Annotated in this window: 17 protein-coding genes; 14 read left to right on the top strand and 3 right to left on the bottom strand. The window is 73.9% G+C overall.

The annotated features are described in order from the left end of the window. Positions 1–395: 395 nt before the first annotated feature. The 5 genes from AC07GB_RS06475 to AC07GB_RS06455 are packed head-to-tail and all read left to right on the top strand — an operon-like array spanning position 396 to position 4,504. Positions 396–1,268: an STAS domain-containing protein gene (locus tag AC07GB_RS06475; protein WP_478842189.1), complete on the top strand. Its 873-nt coding sequence runs from the start codon at positions 396–398 to the stop codon at positions 1,266–1,268. After that, positions 1,265–1,663 (top strand): STAS domain-containing protein, encoded by a 399-nt coding sequence (locus tag AC07GB_RS06470; protein ID WP_478842187.1) that lies wholly within the window; start codon positions 1,265–1,267, stop codon positions 1,661–1,663. The genes AC07GB_RS06475 and AC07GB_RS06470 overlap by 4 nt, the downstream gene beginning before the upstream one ends. Continuing rightward, positions 1,660–2,136: an anti-sigma regulatory factor gene (locus AC07GB_RS06465; RefSeq protein WP_478842185.1), complete on the top strand. Its 477-nt coding sequence runs from the start codon at positions 1,660–1,662 to the stop codon at positions 2,134–2,136. Before AC07GB_RS06470 ends, AC07GB_RS06465 begins: the two co-directional genes overlap by 4 nt. Further along, positions 2,133–3,179, top strand: coding sequence for a SpoIIE family protein phosphatase (locus AC07GB_RS06460; RefSeq protein WP_478842183.1), 1,047 nt, complete (start codon positions 2,133–2,135; stop codon positions 3,177–3,179). Before AC07GB_RS06465 ends, AC07GB_RS06460 begins: the two co-directional genes overlap by 4 nt. Further along, positions 3,176–4,504, top strand: coding sequence for a PP2C family protein-serine/threonine phosphatase (locus tag AC07GB_RS06455; RefSeq protein ID WP_478842181.1), 1,329 nt, complete (start codon positions 3,176–3,178; stop codon positions 4,502–4,504). The genes AC07GB_RS06460 and AC07GB_RS06455 overlap by 4 nt, the downstream gene beginning before the upstream one ends. Here the strand turns inward: AC07GB_RS06455 and AC07GB_RS06450 are convergent. Further along, positions 4,487–4,840, bottom strand: coding sequence for an STAS domain-containing protein (locus AC07GB_RS06450; protein WP_478842179.1), 354 nt, complete (start codon positions 4,838–4,840; stop codon positions 4,487–4,489). The two genes, AC07GB_RS06455 and AC07GB_RS06450, sit on opposite strands and share 18 nt — an antisense overlap. Before the next feature lie 193 nt (positions 4,841–5,033). Beyond that, entirely contained in the window at positions 5,034–5,429 is a 396-nt protein-coding gene (locus AC07GB_RS06445; RefSeq protein WP_478842177.1) for an ATP-binding protein, read from the bottom strand. 136 nt (positions 5,430–5,565) lie between these two features. Here AC07GB_RS06445 and AC07GB_RS06440 point away from each other — a divergent pair, with 136 nt between their 5' ends. The 9 genes from AC07GB_RS06440 to AC07GB_RS06400 all read left to right on the top strand — a co-directional run bounded on the left by AC07GB_RS06440 (position 5,566) and on the right by AC07GB_RS06400 (position 17,406). Further along, the gene (locus AC07GB_RS06440) at positions 5,566–6,069 is read left to right on the top strand and encodes a MarR family winged helix-turn-helix transcriptional regulator (protein WP_478842175.1); all 504 of its coding nucleotides are present in this window, start codon (positions 5,566–5,568) and stop codon (positions 6,067–6,069) included. Between the two features lie 288 nt (positions 6,070–6,357). Further along, entirely contained in the window at positions 6,358–7,917 is a 1,560-nt protein-coding gene (locus tag AC07GB_RS06435) for an MFS transporter (protein WP_478842173.1), read from the top strand. Between the two features lie 87 nt (positions 7,918–8,004). Then, on the top strand, positions 8,005–8,805 hold the full coding sequence (locus AC07GB_RS06430) for a phytanoyl-CoA dioxygenase family protein (RefSeq protein WP_478842171.1): 801 nt from the start codon (positions 8,005–8,007) through the stop codon (positions 8,803–8,805). Positions 8,806–8,821: 16 nt separating this feature from the next. After that, the gene (locus AC07GB_RS06425) at positions 8,822–9,406 is read left to right on the top strand and encodes a DUF6309 family protein (protein WP_478842169.1); all 585 of its coding nucleotides are present in this window, start codon (positions 8,822–8,824) and stop codon (positions 9,404–9,406) included. An 8-nt stretch (positions 9,407–9,414) separates the two neighbouring features. Beyond that, positions 9,415–13,650 (top strand): amino acid adenylation domain-containing protein, encoded by a 4,236-nt coding sequence (locus AC07GB_RS06420; RefSeq protein WP_478842167.1) that lies wholly within the window; start codon positions 9,415–9,417, stop codon positions 13,648–13,650. 81 nt (positions 13,651–13,731) lie between these two features. After that, complete coding sequence (locus AC07GB_RS06415) at positions 13,732–14,988, top strand: aspartate aminotransferase family protein (protein ID WP_478842165.1); 1,257 nt, start codon at positions 13,732–13,734, stop codon at positions 14,986–14,988. Between the two features lie 57 nt (positions 14,989–15,045). Continuing rightward, a complete protein-coding gene (locus AC07GB_RS06410; protein ID WP_478842163.1) occupies positions 15,046–15,885 on the top strand; it encodes a TauD/TfdA family dioxygenase in 840 nt (279 codons plus the stop codon). Continuing rightward, positions 15,882–16,637, top strand: a complete 756-nt coding sequence (locus tag AC07GB_RS06405) for an SDR family oxidoreductase (protein ID WP_478842161.1) — start codon at positions 15,882–15,884, stop codon at positions 16,635–16,637. The genes AC07GB_RS06410 and AC07GB_RS06405 overlap by 4 nt, the downstream gene beginning before the upstream one ends. A 4-nt stretch (positions 16,638–16,641) precedes the next feature. Beyond that, positions 16,642–17,406 (top strand): methyltransferase domain-containing protein, encoded by a 765-nt coding sequence (locus AC07GB_RS06400; protein WP_478842159.1) that lies wholly within the window; start codon positions 16,642–16,644, stop codon positions 17,404–17,406. Positions 17,407–17,476: 70 nt separating this feature from the next. On the opposite strand, the gene AC07GB_RS06395 is transcribed toward AC07GB_RS06400, so the two are convergent. Beyond that, complete coding sequence (locus AC07GB_RS06395; protein ID WP_478842157.1) at positions 17,477–18,073, bottom strand: hypothetical protein; 597 nt, start codon at positions 18,071–18,073, stop codon at positions 17,477–17,479. Between the last annotated feature and the right edge of the window lie 136 nt (positions 18,074–18,209).

Here is an 18,209-nt window from a genome sequence, read left to right as displayed (position 1 = left end):
GGCATCGGCCCCGCCACCTTCTTCTGGCACCGCCGACCGCGACCGGTGTCCGGCCCGAAGAGCGGACCAGCCGACCGGACCCGGGGCCGCCCGGCGCACTGCGCCACGCCCGGACGCCCCCGGAGTCCCCCCGTTCACGCCCGTTCGTGTGTTCCGGCACCACCCGCAAGTGCCATGGTTCGTACGGGACGGAGGGGTACACGGAGTCAGACGAGCACGACGGCCCCCGCTCCGCCGCCCGTGCGGTACCCGCCGGTAGCGGCTTGACGGGGGTCGATAACATTTGCCGTGCGGCAAACGACACGGCCGGGCGGGCCGCACCCCGCTGCAAGTCCCGGTCGGCAGTAAAGGATGACGCCCCGTCGGGCGGCGTCCGGAAGGTGAGAGGTTGGGCTGTGACTAGCAGCGACACCGCCGTACGTGAACGCGTCACCGAGGTCCTGCGCGCGAACGCCGACGACATCGCCGACCGCTGGGTACAGCTTCAGCGGGAACAGGCCGTCCTCGGCAGCGACTTGACGGAGGGCGAACTGCACGAGGAGGCCGACGCGTTGGTGGGCGCCCTGGCCGGGGCACTCGAAGGCCCCGGACGCGCGCACGGCCTCGTCCACACCCACGAGGACCTCAACAGGAGCGTCACCGACCTGTCCCTGCGCCGCGCCCGCAGCGGCGCGACACCGACCGTGGCCTCGCTCGCCGTCCAGGCACTGAAGCAGGCGCTCCTCGAAGCCGTGCGCCGCGTCACGCACGAGAGCGACGAGATCCTCGCGGCCGCGCTGCTCATCAACCAGCTCCTGGACAGCGCCGGAGCCCTGTCCTTCGAGGTCTACGTCGAGGGCCGCGAGGAGATCATCCGCCGCCAGAGCCGCCAGCTCCTGGAGATGTCCACACCCGTCGTACGGCTGTGGCGCCAGGTCCTCGCCGTACCGCTGATCGGCACCCTGGACACCGCGCGCACCCAGATCGTCATGGAGAACCTCCTCCAGGCCATCCAGGACGACCAGGCGCTGGTCGCCATCATCGACATCACCGGTGTCCCCACCGTCGACACCGCCGTCGCCCAGCACCTCATGCAGACCGTCAAGGCGGTACGGCTCATGGGCGCCGACTGTGTCATCAGCGGTATCCGGCCGCCGATCGCGCAGACCATCGCCCAGCTGGGCATCGACCTGTCCACCATCCTGACCCGCGGCACGCTCGCGGACGCGCTCGCCGCCGCCATCAAGATCACCGACAACCCGGGCCCCGACGGGACGGACGGCCGGTGAACGGACACCCCACCGCGGGAGTGCCCATCCTGCGCCTCGGTGACGTCCTGGTCAGCGGGCTCCTCAACGAGCTGGACGACAAGTCGGCCCTCGCCTTCACCGAGGAACTCACCGAGACGATCGCGGCCAGCGGCGCGCGCGGCGTCCTCATCGACATCTCCCGCCTGGAGCTGGTCGACTCGTTCGTCGCCCGCATGCTGATGGACCTCAGCACCATGGCCCGCTTGCTCGGCGCCCGCGTCATCGTGGCCGGGATGCGCCCACCGGTCGCCATCACCCTCGTCGAACTCGGCATCGAGCTGGCGGGCGTCGAGACGGCGCTCAGCGCCGAACAGGGCCTGACCGCCCTGGGCTGGCACCGGGGCGCGCCACCGCAGGAGAGGTCAGAGCCGTGACGCGAGCCGACGGACACACCGCCGCAGCGCCCCGCACCGCGGGGGCGCCCGGGCGGGCGCGTCCGCAGGAGACCACCACCCACACGGTGTACAGCGAGGAGGACCTGCTGCACGTCCGGCACGCGGTGCGGGCCGCCACGGTGCTCGCGGGCTTCGGCATCGTGGACCAGACACGTGTGGTCACCGCCGCCAGCGAACTGGCCCGCAACGCCTACGTGCACGGCGGGGGCGGCGTCCTCACCGTCGAGATCGTGCGCCGCCTCGGCAGTACGGGCCTCCGCCTCACTGTCAAGGACGAGGGGCCGGGCATCGCCGACGTGGAGGCCGCCCTCACCGACGGCTTCACCACCGGCGCGGGCCTCGGCCACGGGCTCGGCGGCGCCCGCCGGCTCATGGACGAGTTCGCGCTGCGCACCGAGCCCGGGCGCGGGACGGTCGTCACGGCCGTCCGGTGGCACAAGAGGCGCGCGTGACCACTGGCCCCAGCGGTCACCCCGGCGCCGCGCGGCCCGTCCTCGCGGAGCCCACCCGCGCCGTCCCCATCGACCACTTCAGCGCCGTACACCTGGCCGCGGCCACGGCCCGCACCCTGGCCCGGCGGTGCGGGCTCCCCGGCGCCCTGCCCGACCGGGCGGCGGTCGTCGCCTCGGAGCTGGCCAGCAACATCGCCAAGCACGCCAGCGGCGGCAGCCTCTACCTCCAACGCCTCGCGCACGGCGAGGGCATGGAGATCATCGCCGTGGACCGGGGCCCCGGCATGCGCGAGCTGGAGCGCTGCCTGACCGACGGCTACACCACCACCAACACCCTCGGCGCGGGCCTCGGCGCGATCGGCCGCATCGCCACGACCCTGACCATCCGCACCCGGGCGGGCACCGGCACCCTGGTCTGCGCCCGCCTCGCGCCCCCGGACCGCACCGCGGACGCCGAGCTGCCCGTGGGCTCCCTGTGCCTGCCCGCCGAGGGGGAGCAGCGCTGCGGCGACGCCGCGACCGTGGCCCTCACCGACCGCGGCCTGACCGCCTTCGCCGTGGACGGGCTCGGCCACGGGGCGGAGGCGGAGGAAGCGGCCCGCGCCGCCCTGCGCTGCTTCCACCGGACGCCCGACGCCGACCTGCCCGACCTGCTCACCGCCGCGAACCGCGCGCTGCGCCACTCCCGCGGCGCCGCCGTGGGCGTGCTCCGCCTCGCCGAATCCGCCGTCGACTACTGCGGGGTGGGGAACGTACGCGCCGCGCTCCTGTCACCCGACGACGTCGGCCGGCGGCTCAGCGGACAGCCCGGCGTCGTCGGCTGGAACATGCCCCCGCCGCAGGTGCGCCGCCTCAGCGCGCCCGCGGGCGCCACGGTCGTGCTCCACACCGACGGCGTCGACCAGCGGTGGGCCCAGGACCCGGAGCCGTTCCTGCTGCGGCTGCCGCCGCCGCTGCTCGCCGCCGCCCTCGTCCACGGATTCCGCCGCAGCCGCGACGACGCGACCGCCGTCGCCGTCAAGACCCCCCAGAGGCCCCGATGACCGCCACCGACCTGCGCTCCCTGCCGGCGCTCAGGCACGCCGTCCGCTCGCTCGCCGACACCCACCGCCTCGGCATGGAGGTACGCGCCCGACTCGCGCTCGCCGTCACGCGCGTGGCCGCGCCGGTCGTCCACGCGGGCTGCCCGGTCGCCCTGAGCGCCCTCCGGCAGGACGGGGCGGAGAGCGGCACCGGCATGGCGGCGGAGGGCGGTTCGCCGCTGCTCGCCGTGACCCTCGACCACCGTGGGGGCCCCGTCGACGTGTCCGCCGTCGACGACCTGCCGCTCGTCGCGCACAGCGTCACGCCCTCGACGGTGACCTGGCGCATCGCCCTCGACACCGCCGACGACGGCCGCCCGGACCCGCCGCGCGAAAGCCCCGCCGAGGCGACGGGCGGGCCGCTGCCGACCGGGGACAGCCTGCCCGACGGCGAGACCGAGGTGCTCCTCAAGGAACTCGGCGCCGCCCTGGCCCAGGTCGACGCCCTGAAGGCCGAACACCGCCTCCTCAAGCACGAACTCGCCGAGACCAACAGCGGTGTGCTCGCCCTGTACGTCCAGCTCGACGAGCGCGACCAGCAGGTGCGCCGCGCCCACGGCCGCGTCCTGCGCGAGCTGGAGGACGCCCTGCGCCCGCCCGTCCTGGACGTGCCCGGGCTCGAACTGGGCGTGCACTACGCGCCGGCCGACTCCGAGGCGCCCACGGGAGGGGACCTGTACGACTGGTTCGTCCTGCCGGACGGCACCGTGCACATCACGGTCGTGGACGCGCTCGGCCACGGCGTCCGCTCCACGCGTACGGCCCTGAACGTCACGCACGCCGTCCGCACCCTGGCCCTGGAGGGCCACCCCCTCGAGTCGATCGTGGCCCGTACGAACGAAGTGCTCGCACCCTTCGACCCCGGCTTGATGGCGACCGTCCTGCTGGCCCGGCTGCGTCCGGAGACCGGTGAACTCCACCTCGCGGGCGGGAGCCACCCGCCCGCGCTGCTCATGCGCCACGCCGGTGGCACGGAGTACCTGGAGACGCCGGGGCGGGGCATCGGCTTCCCCCTGCCCGGCAGCGAGGAGCTGTGCCACACGGGGATGGCCCCGGGCGACCTGCTGCTGCTCTACACCGACGGCCTCACCGAGAGCCGCAGGGACCCCGAGGAGGGCGAGGCCCGGCTGGCCCGCGCGATCCGCGGCCACGCCCACCGCCCCACGGCGGAGCTGCCCCAGGCCCTCGCCAAGGAGATGCACGAGGTGATATTGCACGCCGACGACACCCTCGCCCTGGCGGTGCGCCTCGGCGCCACGAGGCCGGGGTCAGGGCCGCGGCGTTGACGCGTCGTCCACGGAGTCCACGATGTGGAACACCCGCTCCGTGTGGGTGAGCCGCAGCAGGTGACGCACGCTGGCGGAAGGCCGTGCCAGCAGCAGCCGGGCGCCGGACGCCGCGGCCCGCTCGCGCAGGTTCAGCAGGGTGTTGAGCCCGCTGGAGTCGCAGAACGTCAGCTCGTGGCAGTCCAGGACGACGGTCCGCGCCCCGTCCCGCACCAGCGGCCCCGCGGCCTCGGCGAGCGACGGCGCCCCTTCCAGGTCCAGCTCGCCCGAGAGCCGCAACACGGCCCGTGCTCCCTCGCCGTCGTCCTCGCGGCCGAGCCAGAAGCGGTCTTCCATGGCTGCGCACCTCTCCCGGGCCGTCACCGCCCGACTCGCTGCTGACGTGCGTTCGTGGAGCTGACCTGTACCCCGAGTCGCCGCCCTTACCGGCGCTCCGGCGAGCGGCGCGTGTCGCCTTGCTCACACGCGGCACACGCGGCGCACACACGCGGCACATACGGATGGCGAACTCACCCCGGGGCAGCGGGCCTCACGTCAGCGGGACGGTGGCGCGCACTCTCTTGCCGCCCGGGCACCACTCGACGTCCAGGCGCCCGGCGAGGTCCCGCACCAGGTGGAGACCGAATCCGCCCGGCCGCGCCGGGTCCAGGGGCAGGGTGCGCGGCGGCTCGTCGGCGGCGTCGTACACGGACACCGTCACGCCCCGGTCGCTGTGGCCGAGCCGGAGGGCGGTCACGCCGCGGGCGTGCCGCAGCGCGTTCGTCACCAGCTCGGACACGACCAGGAGCACCGCTTCGGCCTGCCGCTCGTCGTCGTATCCCACCGAGGCCATGAAGTCCCGCGCCGCCGCGCGTGCCTCGGCCGCCGATACCGTCCCGTTACGCTCCCACTCGCGCACCACTCGCTGCTCCTTCGGAGGGTGCATCAGGACAACCTCCCGTCATTCTGCGGTTCACACGGAGCGCTTGCCCCGAACCCCGCGGACTACGCGGTGGTTCCGCTGCGGTTCGCGGATAGTGTGGACGCGGCAGCCGTGGTAGAGGGGCGACGAGGGGAAGGCCATGGACGCGGACCCCGGCGGGCCGGGAGCGCGGCGGCACGCCGCGCCCGCGGACGCCGACCCGGCCGGTGAGCTGGCCGAACTCCTCGACGTGCTGGGGGAGTACGGCCGTACGGTGAGCCCGGCGCCCGCCTCGCCCTCGCAGCTGCGCGTGCTCCACTGCCTCGACCGGGACGAGGGCATCAACCTGCGCACGCTCGGGGAGCTGCTCGGCTCCGCGCCCCCGTCCGTGAGCAGGCTGTGCGACCGCCTGGAAACCCTGGGCTTCGTCCGCCGCGAGCCCAGCAAGGTCAGCGGCCGCGAGCTGGAGCTTCACCTGACGCGCCGCGGCAGGACGCATCTGCGCGCCCTGAAGGACCGGCGCGTCGCCTCGCTGCGGGAGGTGACGGACCGGATGGCGCCCGCGGCCCGGCGCGCCCTGCTCGACGGACTCCTCGCGCTGCGTGCCACGTTGGCGCACACGGGGGACGCCCCGGGCCGTGACTCCGAGGGCCGTACGCGCTGACGCGCCGGTGCGCCGCCTTGCTTTTCCGGTGCCGCCGGGGGATCCCGGCGCGTCCGGGGAAAGGAAAGGGCGCCGTCGGCTCGAATGCGGCCGGGGCGGTCGTTGTTAACTCGCCGGTATAACTTACGAGTAGTTTATCGAGCGCATCGGCGCCGAAGGCGCGAGCGGGCAGCGCGTGACCAGCGCATTCGCAGAGAAGTGGTGTAGACCATACTCCTGGCGCGGCGGCCAGTCAACGTCTTGTCTTTCCATTCGGGGCGCGGGTAGATTCCCCCGCCAAGCACCGCCTTGAATTACCTGCCGTTGCACATGGTGAAATCCTCGGCGTTGCACATGTTGAAATGGTCTCAGATGGCAGGACGAGGATGGTGGAACCCGAGCTTCCTGTGCTTCTCTGAGCCCGAGCCGAGCGAGACCGCAGGGCACGGTACGGATCACCCCGTGCGCGCTTCCGTTTTCTTTTCCTTTTCTTTGCGGGGAGGGTTCGTGATTGCTGTGCACACGCATGGGCGGCGCCTGCATGTCACGGCCTCCCCGCGCGCCTCCTGTACGCGGTGCGGACGGCTTCCGTCGCAGCGGGACGCCCAGCGGCGGGACGAGCGGCTGCTGCGGGTGGCGTTCATCATTTCCAGCAGCGGGGACTGGGTATTCCGCTTCGCGTTACCCGTACTCGTGCTCCAGCTGACCGGATCCGCCGTCTCGACGGCTCTGACGTACGCGATCGAATTCGTCCCCTTCGTGGTCATCGGACTCTTCAGCGGAGTCGTCGCCGACCGGTGCGACCGACGGCAGTTGATGATTGCCTGCGATGTCGTGTCCGCGGCGATCGTCGCCGGGATCGGCGTGCTCTGCCTCACCGATCCGCCGACGGTCCTGGTGATGGCGGCGGCCTTTCTCCTGGGGTGCGTACGGCCGTTCTCGTTCCCGGCGTTCCAGGGGTTCATCACCGAGCGGGTCGCCGAGCACCGGCGGGCCTCGATGAACGCCTGGGTCCAAGGGGCGGACGGCACTCTCGGAATGCTCGGCCCGGTGGCGGGCGTCGCGGTCGTCACGCTCCTCGGACCGACCGCGGCGAGCTTCGTGAACGCGGCGTCGTTCGCCCTCTCCGCCCTGCTGATCGGAGCCACCGCCGTCGTCGCGGCGGGGCGGCGGCTGCGGACGTCGTTCCGGGAGGCGTGCCGCTCACTCGTGCCGGACTCCGTCGCCGCGCTGCGCATGGTCGTGCGGGAGCGCGCCCTGCTGTGGGCCACGATCCTGCTGACCCTGGCCAACTTCACCTTCCCCGCCGCCGCGGCCAACCTCGTCTACATCGTGGCCGGGCCCGCCGGGGACGTGCCGGCCTCTCTCGCGGTGGTCGCCGCCGCGCAGGGTCTTGGCGCCGTACTGGGCGCGGCCGCGGCCCCGGTGCTGCTGCGGAGGTTCTCCGCGGGCGCGCTCATGGGGGCGGCCATGGCGGTGAAGGTGCTCGCCCTGACGCTGCCCGCGCTCAAGCCCGGCATCGGCGCGCTCACCGTGTGCTGGTTCATCGTCGGCACGACGACGTCCACGTTCATCGTGCCGTGGCGGACCTATCGGCAGGGCGCGGTCGACCTGGAATTCCTCGGCAGGGTGGTGGGCCTGCAACGTGCCATTCCGTTCGCCGCGGTTCCGGTCAGCTCGCTGCTCGGTAGCTGGCTGGTGGTCGAGTTCGGGGTCGCCGCGTTGTTCACGGCCATCGCGGTCATTCAGTTCTTCGTCTGGCTCGGTACCCGTTTTTCGCCACTGGGGAGATCGGGCTCGACGGGTGTCGAAGTGGCGGGGCCACCGGTATTTCCGGCGTCACAACCGACTCGAACCGGCGGGAATTGAGCCGACTTCGGTCGATGTGAAGTCAGGCGCACTGATAACATCCACAATTCACTGCGTCATTCCTGGTTACGGAAAGGTGTGGGGTAGATGCCATTATCCTTCGAGGGCAGCGAGACGGTCTCGGCGCAGCGGGAGCACTTCGCGGACTCGGGCTATCTGGTCCTGCCCGCCCTGCTGCCCGCGTCGCTGCGGGACCGGCTCGTGCCGGAAGTGGACCGCTGGGTCGACGACGGGCTGCGCTCCCGCTCGATAGCCGCCTGCCTGGACCCGGGGCCCGACGGCGACCCGCCGCCCGTCATGGAGCTGGAACTTCCCGCGCACGGGGAACTGCTCACATACGAACCGCTGTTGAAGATCATCGAGGATCTCCTCGGCGCGCCGTTCGTCTTCCACCATCTGCACAGCGACCGGCACAACCCGGGAGCGCCCGGCAAGCCGTGGCACCACGACCACGAACCCAACGACCAGGGCGACCGCGACCTGGTGATGGTGCACGCGCTGCACTACCTCGGCGGTCTCGACGGCACGGTCGGCACCCTCACCCTGGTGCCCGGCTCCCACCACAACCCCTGGAGCAAGTCCGCGCTCGCCCACCTCGGCACCACCGAGCTGCCCGGGGAGCTGGTCGTCGACGCGCTGCCGCCCGGCTCGACCGTGCTGATCAACTCGGCGCTGCTGCACGCCCGCAGGCCCGCGCCGAGCCCGCCGGGCACCCTACCCCGCTACTTCGTCGACGCCTCATACTGCCAGACCGGGGCGCGCTGGCGGCCCGTGAAGCCGTACTGGCGACACATGCTGGCCACGGCCCGCGCCCGCGGACTCGACGGCGGGCGCTGGCCGGAACTGTTCGCGGAACGGCACTTCACCGAGTACGCCCGGTCGGCGTGAGAAGGGAACAGCACGGATGCACATCATCGGCCCCACCACCTTCGACGAGGTGCGCGCCCGCTTCCACCGGGACCATCCCGTCGGGCGCGCCCACGACGTGAACACCAACGAGGACGCGGACAGCGCGCTGCGCCTTGCCGACGCGACCTTCGGCACCTGGTCGACGATCCGGCTCTCGCGCGCCGACGTCCGCTCGGTGCTGCTGCCCTGGCACCTCGGCTGCGGCGGCGGACGCGAACTCGTCCCGCGCACCGGCCTCACCGTCGGCCAGGCGGCGGACCTGCTGCGCGCGCACGAGGCGGAGTTCACGGCGGCCAACCCCGTCTGCTCGGCCAAGATCCAGCTGTTCCGCACCGCGGCGTTCACCTCGATCTACCTCACCACCCGGCCGATCCCGCACGACCACTACGCGGACCTGCCCACCGACGACGGCCTGGTCCACCTCGACGGCCTGCACCGCCTGCTCGCCTGGGAGCTGGCAGAACGCCTGTCGCCGCGCGAGGAGCTGACCGCCTCCATCGCCGGTGACCTCGCCCCGCTCGCCCCGGCCGCGGGCAGCGAGGACGCACCGAACGCCACCACCGGAGGTCTGCGCCCATGACGCGAGCGATGCGATCCCCCGCCTCGCTGCCCGACGCCACGCTGCCCGGCCTGCTCGCCCACAACGCCCTGACCCACCCCGACCGGCCCGCCCTCAGCGACGGGACACGCACCCTCGACCACCGGCAACTCGACATCGCGTCCGGTCACATAGCCGCCCGCCTCGGCGGCCTCGGCATCGAGCGCGGCGACCGGGTCGCGCTGTTCGGCCCCCGCGACGCCCGCATGTGCGTGCTGCTGTACGGCGTGCTGCGCGCGGGAGGCGCCGCCGTCCTCATCGACCCGGGGTGGAGCCCGCGCGATGTGCACCGCCGCCTGGACGCGGTCAAGGTCCGCCACGCCCTGACCACCGTGCCTCAGCTGCGCGCGCCGGAGCCGTACCGCACCGAGGCCGTCGACGTCGACGAGCTGGCCGCGCTCGCCGCGCTCGCGCCGGTCGTCCCCGCCGTCGCGCCGGCCTGTGCGCCGGACGACCTCGCGTATCTGTCCTTCACCTCCGGGTCCAGCGGCGAGCCGAAGGCCGTCGCGGTCACCCACGCCAACGCGGCGCACTACGCGCTCGCCCTGCGCGACCGGCTCGGCCTGACCGAAGCCGACGCTCCCCGCGTCGCCCACGTCACCACCCTGGCCGCCGACCTCGGGCACACCTCCTGGCTGCTCGCCCTCGTGACCGCCGGTTGCGTGCACGTCGTGCCCGACGCGTCCGCGCGGGACCCGGAGGCGTTCTGGGCCGTGGTGCGCACGGCCGGGGTGTCGGTGCTCAAGACGACGCCGTCACACCTGACGGCGCTGCTCGCCGGGCGCCCGGCCGACGCGCCCGCCCTGGACACCGTCCTGCTCGGCGGCGAGGCGCTGCCCCGGTCGCTCGCCGCGCGCCTGCTCGACGAGCGGATAGCCGCGCGGGTCGCCAACCACTACGGGCCGACCGAGACCACCGTCGGCGCCACCTGCTTCCTCGCGTCCGCCGCGGCCGACCTGCCCGCCGACGAGCCCACCGTGCCCATCGGCACCGCCATCGGCGAGGTCGAACTGCGGCTCGTGCCCGACACCCGGGCGCCCGGGACCCCCGCACCCGACGCCGCGGAGGGCGAACTGCACATCGGGGGACGCGGCGTGAGCGCCGGATACTTCGGGCGCCCCTACGAGACCTCGCGCCGCTTCGTCGCGCACGCGGGGCGGCGCATGTACCGCACGGGCGACGTGTGCCGCCGCAGGCCGGACGGCAACCTCGTCTTCGTCGGCCGCTCCGACCGCCAGGTCAAGGTCAGGGGCTTCCGCGTCGACCCCGCCGAGATCGAGCGGGCCATGGAGGAGTTCCCGGGCGTCGGCCAGGGCGCGGTCATCGTGCGCGCCACCCCGGCGGGCAACCAGCTCCTGGCCGCCGTACGCCCGACCGGCGGGAGCGACGAGGCCGAGACCCTCGCCGCGCTCCGCGCGCACCTGCACGACCGGCTGCCCGGCTACTCCGTGCCGCAGCCGATCCTCGCGCTGCCGGAATTCCCCTTCGGCGCCAACGGCAAGCTCGACCGCGCCCGCCTGAGCGACATCGTCTCCGGCCTCATCGAGTCCCGGGCCCGGACCGCACGGCCCGAGCCGGCCGCCGCCGGGCGGCCCGCCGACCGCTCCGCCGCGTCGCTCGCGCACGCCCTGTGCGAGCTGTGGGCGGACGCGCTCGGCCTGCCCGTGGTCGACCCGCACGCGGACGTCCTGAGCCTGGGCGGCGACTCCATCCTCGCCATGCGCACCATCGCCTTCCTGCGCCGGCGCGGCCACCGCGTCGCGTTCGAGGACTTCTACGACCACCCGACACCCACCCGGCTCGCGGCCGTCGCCGCCTCCTCGCGGCGGCGCCCCCAGGCACGCGCCGAGACCCTGGCCGCCGAGCCGCGCCACCTGGCACCCGCCCAGCGCTGGCTGTTCCGGCAGCCCGTCGACGAACCCCGGCACTGGAACCAGTCCGTGCTGCTCCGCTGCCGGGAGCGGGTGGACGCGGGCGCCCTCGCGCGGGCCGTCGAGACCGTGCTGCACCGGCACACGGCCCTGCGCAGGCCCCTCGGCCCCGGCGGCATCGGACCGCTGCGGCCCGCGAGCGACCTCGACGCGGTGAGCCACTCGCGGCTGCGGTCCGACGAGCCGCTCCCCGAGACGGTCGGCGCGCTCTGCACCGAGCTGCACCGCAGCCTCGACCCGGAATCCGGGCGCTTACTGAGGGTGCATCTGTTCGGCGGCGGGCCGGGCGTCGACGACCGGCTCGCGCTGATCGCCCACCACCTCGTCGTCGACGGGCTCTCCTGGCGCATCCTGCTCGACGACCTCGCCGCCGCCTACCGGGCCGCGCTCTCCGGACGCCGGGCCGACCTGCCACCGACGGCCGACTTCTACGCGTGGGCCGCCACCACACCTCGTACCGCCGCGTCGCACCCGGCGGTCGCGCCCCGGCTCCCGGTGGACGACGCCACGTCGAGCACCGAACCGGCCACCCTAGTGTGGAGCCTCGACGAGGAGGCCACCGGCAGGCTCCTGGAGCGCCACGGCGGCGCCCAGCGCCTGGAGGCGGTGCTGCTGGCGGCGTTCGCCGACGCCACCCTCGCCTGGAGCGGGCAGCGGCGCCTCGGCGTGGAAGTGGAGACCCACGGCCGCGGGACCGACGGCGACGACGGCCAGTACTTGGAGTACTTGGACACGGTCGGCTGGTTCACCGCCGTCAAATGGCTGGCCGTCGAGGCGGGCGAGGCGGCCGACGCGCCCTCGCGCACGGCGCAGGTCGAGGACCTCGTCCGCGCGGCACCCCAGCTGCCGATGGACGTCGAAGGGGCGCGCCCCGAGGCCGCGTTCAACTTCCTGGGCACCTTCCGGCTGCCCGACGCGCCCGCGCTCGACTGGACGGTGGCCGACGAGCAGGCCGGGGCGGCCCGCTGCGCCACCGGGGACTCGCTCTACCGGCTGCGCCTCACCGCGAGGATCGTCGAAGGCCGCCTGGTGACCGACCTGGTCTACGCCTGGCCGCGTCTGTCGCACGAGAGCGCGGAGCGGATCGTCGCCTCGTTCGCCGGCGCGGTGGCCGCCGCCGCGGACGCTATCCCGCCCGCGTACGTGCGGGCGGCGGTGTCCACCTCCGGCCAGCTGGTGCACACCGGCAGCGCCCCCGCGCGCGGCCACTGGACGGTGGTGCGCGAGCCCGTGCCCGTGCTCCTGACCGGGGCGACCGGCTACCTCGGCGGGCACGTGCTGACCGAACTGGCCGCGCGCGGCGCCCGCGTGACCTGCTTGGTCCGCGGCGACAACGATGCCGAGGCCGCCCGGCGGCTCGGCGGCGCCGACGTGATCGCCGGTGACATCACCGCGGACGGCCTCGGCCTGACCCCGGCCGGTCTCGCCCGCGCCCGCGCGGCCCGGGTCGTCGTCCACGCGGCGGCGGACGTCCGCCTGGTGGCCTCGCCCGCCGACCTGGAGCGCACCAACCACACCGCGGTGCGCCGGCTGCTCCGGTGGATCGACGCCCACACCCCGGGCGCCCGCTTCCACCACGTCTCCACGCTGGCCGTGGCGGGCGAGGTGGAGGGGCCCGCGCGCCGCTTCAGCGAGGCCGACCTGCGCATCGGGCAGACCTTCCGCACCCCGTACGAGAAGGTGAAGTTCGCCGCCGAGGACACCGTGCGCGCCTGGGCCGCCACCGGGCGCCAGGCCTACGTCCACCGCAGCGGCCACATCGCGGCGCACAGCAGGACCGGGGCCTTCCAGCGCAACGTGGCGGACAACCGGATCTACCAGACCGTGCGCGGCTACGTCCTGGCCGGGGCAGCGCCGAGCAGGCCGTCCACGACGTTCGAGTTCTCCCACGTGGACACGGTGGCGGCGGGGATCGCGGCGCTCGCCGTCCATCCGCACGCGGCGCCGGGCGTCTACCACGAGGAGTCGCCCCACACCGTCGCCCACGACGACCTGGTGGCGTGGATGGTCCGGCACGGCTATCCGATCCGCCTGACGGACGACGCCACGTTCGCCGCGGCGCTCGCCCGCGCGGAGCGGCACCACCCGACCATGGCCCGGCTCGCCTCGACCTGGTCGCAGCTCGGTGACCGCAACGTCGTCGTCGACAGCGCGTGGACCCAGTCCGTGCTCGACCGGCTCGGGGTGCGGTTCGCCGAACCGACCGCGCAGTGGTGGTCGGCCGCGCTGTCCTGGGCCGCCGACGCCGGCTTCCTGCCCCACCGGTCACCGGTCCCGGCCGACCCTGCCCGCTGACCTCCCCCCCCGGCCCGACGGGCCGAACCCTCACCTGGTCCCGCCCCCCGGCGGGCCACCGAATCCCTAGGAAGTGACGCGATGCCCCAGCTCTCCCCGGTGCTCCAGCAGGCCACGCCCGTGGTCGCCACCCGCGGCGAGGGGATGTACCTGTACGACGCCGACGACCGTCGCTACCTCGACTTCACCGCCGGCGTCGGCGTGACCAACACCGGCCACTGCCACCCCCGGGTGGTCGAGGCCGTGCGCGAGCAGGCGGGCCGGCTCATCCACGGCCAGTACACGACCGTGCTGCACGACCAGTTGCTCACGCTGACCGAGCGCCTGGGCGAGGTCCTGCCCGAAGGCCTGGACGCGCTGTTCTACCTGAACTCCGGCAGCGAGGCCGTGGAGGCGGCGCTGCGGCTCGCCCGGCAGGCCACCGGCCGGCAGAACGTGATCGTGTTCGACGGCTCCTTCCACGGGCGCACCATGGGCGCGGCGGCGATGAGCACCGCGGGCACCCGCTTCCGCGCGGGCAGCGGCCCGTTGATGCCGGGTGTCGCGGTGGCGCCGTTCCCGCACGCCTTCGGGCTCGGCCTGAGCGAGGAGACGGCCGTCGAGCACGCGCTGCGCGGCCTCGACCACGTCCTCGCCACCGTGAGCGCGCCCGAGGAGACCGCCGCGCTCTTCGTCGAACCCGTCCTGGGCGAGGGCGGTTACGTGCCCGCGCCCGAGGGCTTCCTCGCGGGGCTCAGGGAACGCGCCGACCGGCACGGGATCCTGCTGGTCCTCGACGAGATCCAGACCGGCTTCGGCCGCACCGGGCGGTTCTGGGCGCACCAGCGTTCCGCCGGTGTCGTGCCGGACGTGCTGATCACCGCCAAGGGCCTGGCGAGCGGCTTCCCGCTGTCGGCGATCGCCGCGTCCGTCGACCTCATGGGCAAGGCCCGGCCGGGCTCGCAGGGCGGCACCTACGGCGGCAACGCCGTGGCCTGCGCCGCGGCCCTCGCCACCCTCGACGTGATCCGCGACGAGGGCCTGGTCGCCAACGCCGCCGAGCAGGGCCGCCGTCTCGCGGACGGGCTGCGCAAGGCCGCCGCCGACGTCCCGGCGATCGCCGACGTGCGCGGGACGGGCCTGATGCTGGCCAGTGAGTTCCACCGCCCCGACGGGTCCCCGGACACCGCACTGGCCCGCGGTGTGCAACAGGCCGCCGCCGAGCGGGGTCTGCTCCTGCTGACCTGCGGGGTGCACGGCAACGTCGTACGGATGATCCCGGCGCTCGTCGTCACCGCCGAGCAGGTCGACGAGGCGCTGACGCTGTGGTCCGCCGCCGTCGCCGCGGCCGTGCGGTGACGGCCCGCCGCCGCGACAGCACCCCGCCCGTACGCCTTCGAAAGGACTGATGACGCCATGACCGGAACCACCATCGACGACATCGGCTGGACCAGCGACTACCTGGAGTCCGCGCGCGACGTGTGGTCGCTGTCGGTCTCCGACGACGACCGGCGGCTGCTGTGGCCCGACTCCCTCACCGGACGCTGGGGCGCGGGCGCGGCCGCGTACACAACGGTGCGCTCGTTCATCAGCAACAGCCTGGACGCCGTGGGCTTCGTGAACGTGCGCAACGTCATCTCCCCGGACGCGTCCGACGCCGACCTCATCACCAGCCTGTCGTGCGTCCTCGACGAGATCGGCGGGGCCATCCCGCAGAACGCCCAGGGCGACCTGTGGACCATCCTCCGCGACCGCGACGGCGACGGCGCCACCGAGCTGGGCTTCCACTGCGACACCTGCGACCTGCTCGTCCTGCTCTGTCTGCAACCCGCGGCTGACGGCGGCGGCACCACCAAGCTGGCCAGCGCCCGGCACGTGTACGACATCATCGCGCGCGAACGCCCCGACATGCTCGCCCTGTTGCAGCAGGAGTGGCGCTTCGACCGCACCGGCCGCGCGGGCCAGCAGATCGTAGTCACCCCCATCCTGTTCACCCAGGACGACGGGACGATCGGCTGCTACTACCAGACCCGTACGGTACGGGCGTCCGCGGACCTCGACGCGCGGCGCCTGGAGGCCCTCGACTACCTGGACGAGGTGCTGTACCGCCCGGAGATCGCCTTCGGCCTCCAGCTCGGCGCGGGCGACCTGCTGATGATCCGCAACAGCCGCGTGCTGCACGGCCGTTCCCCGTACGTGGACGAGCCGGGGCCGCAGTCCCGGCGGATCCTGCGCGCCTGGATGAACGAGCGATGAGCGGCGACGGCAGGATCGGCGTCGTCACCGGCGGCGGCAGCGGCCTCGGCCGCGCCGCCGCGCTCGCCCTGCTCGACCAGGGCTGGTCGCTCGCGCTCGCCGGGCGCCGCAAGGAGACCCTGGAGGAGACCGCGGCCCTCTCGGGCGCCGGGGCGGACCGGGTGCTCGCGGTGCCCGCCGACATCAGCGAACCGGACCAGGTCACGGCGTTGTTCCGTACGGTCGTCGACCACTTCGGCCGCCTCGACCTGCTGTTCAACAACGCGGGCGCGGTCGTGCCCCGCAAGCCGGTCGGGGAGGTGACCGTCGACGACTGGAACACGATCATGGCCACCACGGTCACCGGGACGTTCCTCTGCTCCCAGGAGGCGTTTCGCGTGATGCGCGACCAGTCCCCGCAGGGCGGGCGCATCATCAACAACGGCGCGCCGTCCGCCTACGCGCCGCGCCCCCACGCCATCGCCTACACCACGGCCAAGCACGCGGTGCTCGGCATCACCCGGGGCCTGTCCCTGGACGGCCGCCCCTACCGCATCGCCTGCGGACAGATCGACGTGGGCAACGTGACCCCGGTGGACGGAAGCCCGCAGCCGCCCTCGATGCAGGGCGACGGCACGATGGCCGTGGAGGCGACCATCCCGGTGGAGCGCTTCACCGAGGCCCTGGTGCTGATGGCGTCGATGCCGCTCGACACCAACGTGCAGTCCCTGACGGTGCTGCCCACGACGATGCCCTACATCGGCAGGGGGTGACGCGATGCTGGTCAGTGCCCGCTCCCTGGACGAGTACCGGGCGATGTTCGCGCTCACGGACGACGACCTCGGCCTGCGGATCCTCGACTGCCCGGGCGGCGCCGCGAGCTTCGTGGCCGAGGCCGGGGCGCGGGGCACCGACGCGGTCGCCGTCGACCCGCAGTACGGTCCGGGCCGGGGCCTCCTCGGCACCCTCGCGCTGCGCGAGATCGAGCACAAGCACGCGTACGTGGCAGGCAACGCGGAGCGTTTCGTGTGGGACTGGTTCGGCGGCCCCGAGCGCTACACCCGCCTGCGGGCCGCGTCGGCGCGCGCCTTCGCCGCCGACCTCGCGGCCCGCCCGGACCGCTACGTCGCGGGCGAGCTGCCGCACCTGCCCTTCGCGGACCGCTCCTTCGACCTCGTGCTCAGCTCGCACCTGCTGTTCTCCTACGGGGCGCAGCTGAGCGAGGAGTTCCATCTGAGCGCGCTGATCGAGCTGGTGCGGGTGGCGCGGCGCGAAGTGCGGCTCTTCCCGGTGCTCCTGCACACCAGCGACCGCCGGTACGCGGCCCTCGACCGGCTGCGCGGCGCGCTCGCGGACCTGGGCGTGCCGTCCCGGCTCGACCGGGTCGACTACGCGTTCCAGCCGGGCGGCGACGAGGCCCTCGTGCTCGACGTCACCGCCCGCGGCCCGCTGCCCACCGCGCGGCCCGGCGCGGGCGCCCACGACCCGGTGCGCTGGCGGCACCTGGGGCCGGGGGAGCCCGTCGCCGGTCCCGTACGTTGAAGGGGCCGGTGGCGAGTGCCGCCACCGGCCCGATCAAGGGGAAGGAACCGCGAGGGCCCGACCGCGTGCCTCAGTCGATGCGGACCGGGTTCTTCGTGCCGGCTCCGAAGCCGCACATCGAGGGCGCCATCACGTGCTGCGCGCTGCTCCAGCCCGCGCACTGGTAACCGGAGTGGCCGTACCAGTCGTGGCCGAACTCGTGCGCGGCAAGGAGCGTCTGGTCGCGCACGCCGCCCATGTAGAGCGCGATGCGCTGCCCGCGCCCCCAGTTGCAGCCGACGATCCTGCCGCCTCCGCCGCAGTCGGTGATGTACGAGTTGCGGCACTCCACCGGGGTGTCCCGGTTGGTGGTCTCGTCCAGGTTCGCCCAGGCGGCCGCGCCCTGCCTGATGGTCGCGGCGTACTGCTGGCACGAGGCCGTGAGGCGGTAGCTGCGGTCGGAGGGGACGGGCCAGCCGCCCGGCGGCGGCTGGAAGGACCGCGGGCCCGCCGCCGCGAGCGCCGTCAGCTCGTCGGCGGTGATGCCGTGGCCCTCGGCCGTGACGTCCGTCGCCGCGGCGGGCCGCGCCTGGGGGTCGGGCGTGGCCTGGGCCCCGGAGCCGAAGAACCCGATGGCCACCGTCACCACGGCCGCGACGACGGATCTCAGGAGCAGGTTCCTTCGCATGGTTCTCCTCCTGGTGTGGGGGGCGTGCTTCGTGGGGGGAGGCGATCTGTGTGGGGGGAGGCGGTCTTTGTGTGTGGGGGGTGGCGTTCTGTGTTGGGGGGGCACGTTGCCGTGGGTGGGGGAGCGTCGGCGGCGG

It is taken from the genome of Streptomyces sp. NPDC045778, from assembly GCF_056431945.1.
Note: the sequence above shows the minus strand (reverse complement) of the source record. Positions and strands in the feature narration are given on the sequence as shown.

What these genes read in the sequence shown, in the direction of transcription:
- AC07GB_RS06405 (WP_478842161.1), top strand. Translation starts at nt 15,882, where the DNA reads ATGAGCGGCGACGGCAGGATCGGCGTCGTCACCGGCGGCGGCAGCGGC.
- AC07GB_RS06445 (WP_478842177.1), bottom strand. Translation starts at nt 5,429, where the DNA reads ATGCACCCTCCGAAGGAGCAGCGAGTGGTGCGCGAGTGGGAGCGTAAC.
- AC07GB_RS06415 (WP_478842165.1), top strand. Translation starts at nt 13,732, where the DNA reads ATGCCCCAGCTCTCCCCGGTGCTCCAGCAGGCCACGCCCGTGGTCGCC.
- AC07GB_RS06400 (WP_478842159.1), top strand. Translation starts at nt 16,642, where the DNA reads ATGCTGGTCAGTGCCCGCTCCCTGGACGAGTACCGGGCGATGTTCGCG.
- AC07GB_RS06410 (WP_478842163.1), top strand. Translation starts at nt 15,046, where the DNA reads ATGACCGGAACCACCATCGACGACATCGGCTGGACCAGCGACTACCTG.
- AC07GB_RS06455 (WP_478842181.1), top strand. Translation starts at nt 3,176, where the DNA reads ATGACCGCCACCGACCTGCGCTCCCTGCCGGCGCTCAGGCACGCCGTC.
- AC07GB_RS06395 (WP_478842157.1), bottom strand. Translation starts at nt 18,073, where the DNA reads ATGCGAAGGAACCTGCTCCTGAGATCCGTCGTCGCGGCCGTGGTGACG.
- AC07GB_RS06425 (WP_478842169.1), top strand. Translation starts at nt 8,822, where the DNA reads ATGCACATCATCGGCCCCACCACCTTCGACGAGGTGCGCGCCCGCTTC.
- AC07GB_RS06430 (WP_478842171.1), top strand. Translation starts at nt 8,005, where the DNA reads ATGCCATTATCCTTCGAGGGCAGCGAGACGGTCTCGGCGCAGCGGGAG.
- AC07GB_RS06440 (WP_478842175.1), top strand. Translation starts at nt 5,566, where the DNA reads ATGGACGCGGACCCCGGCGGGCCGGGAGCGCGGCGGCACGCCGCGCCC.
- AC07GB_RS06450 (WP_478842179.1), bottom strand. Translation starts at nt 4,840, where the DNA reads ATGGAAGACCGCTTCTGGCTCGGCCGCGAGGACGACGGCGAGGGAGCA.
- AC07GB_RS06420 (WP_478842167.1), top strand. Translation starts at nt 9,415, where the DNA reads ATGCGATCCCCCGCCTCGCTGCCCGACGCCACGCTGCCCGGCCTGCTC.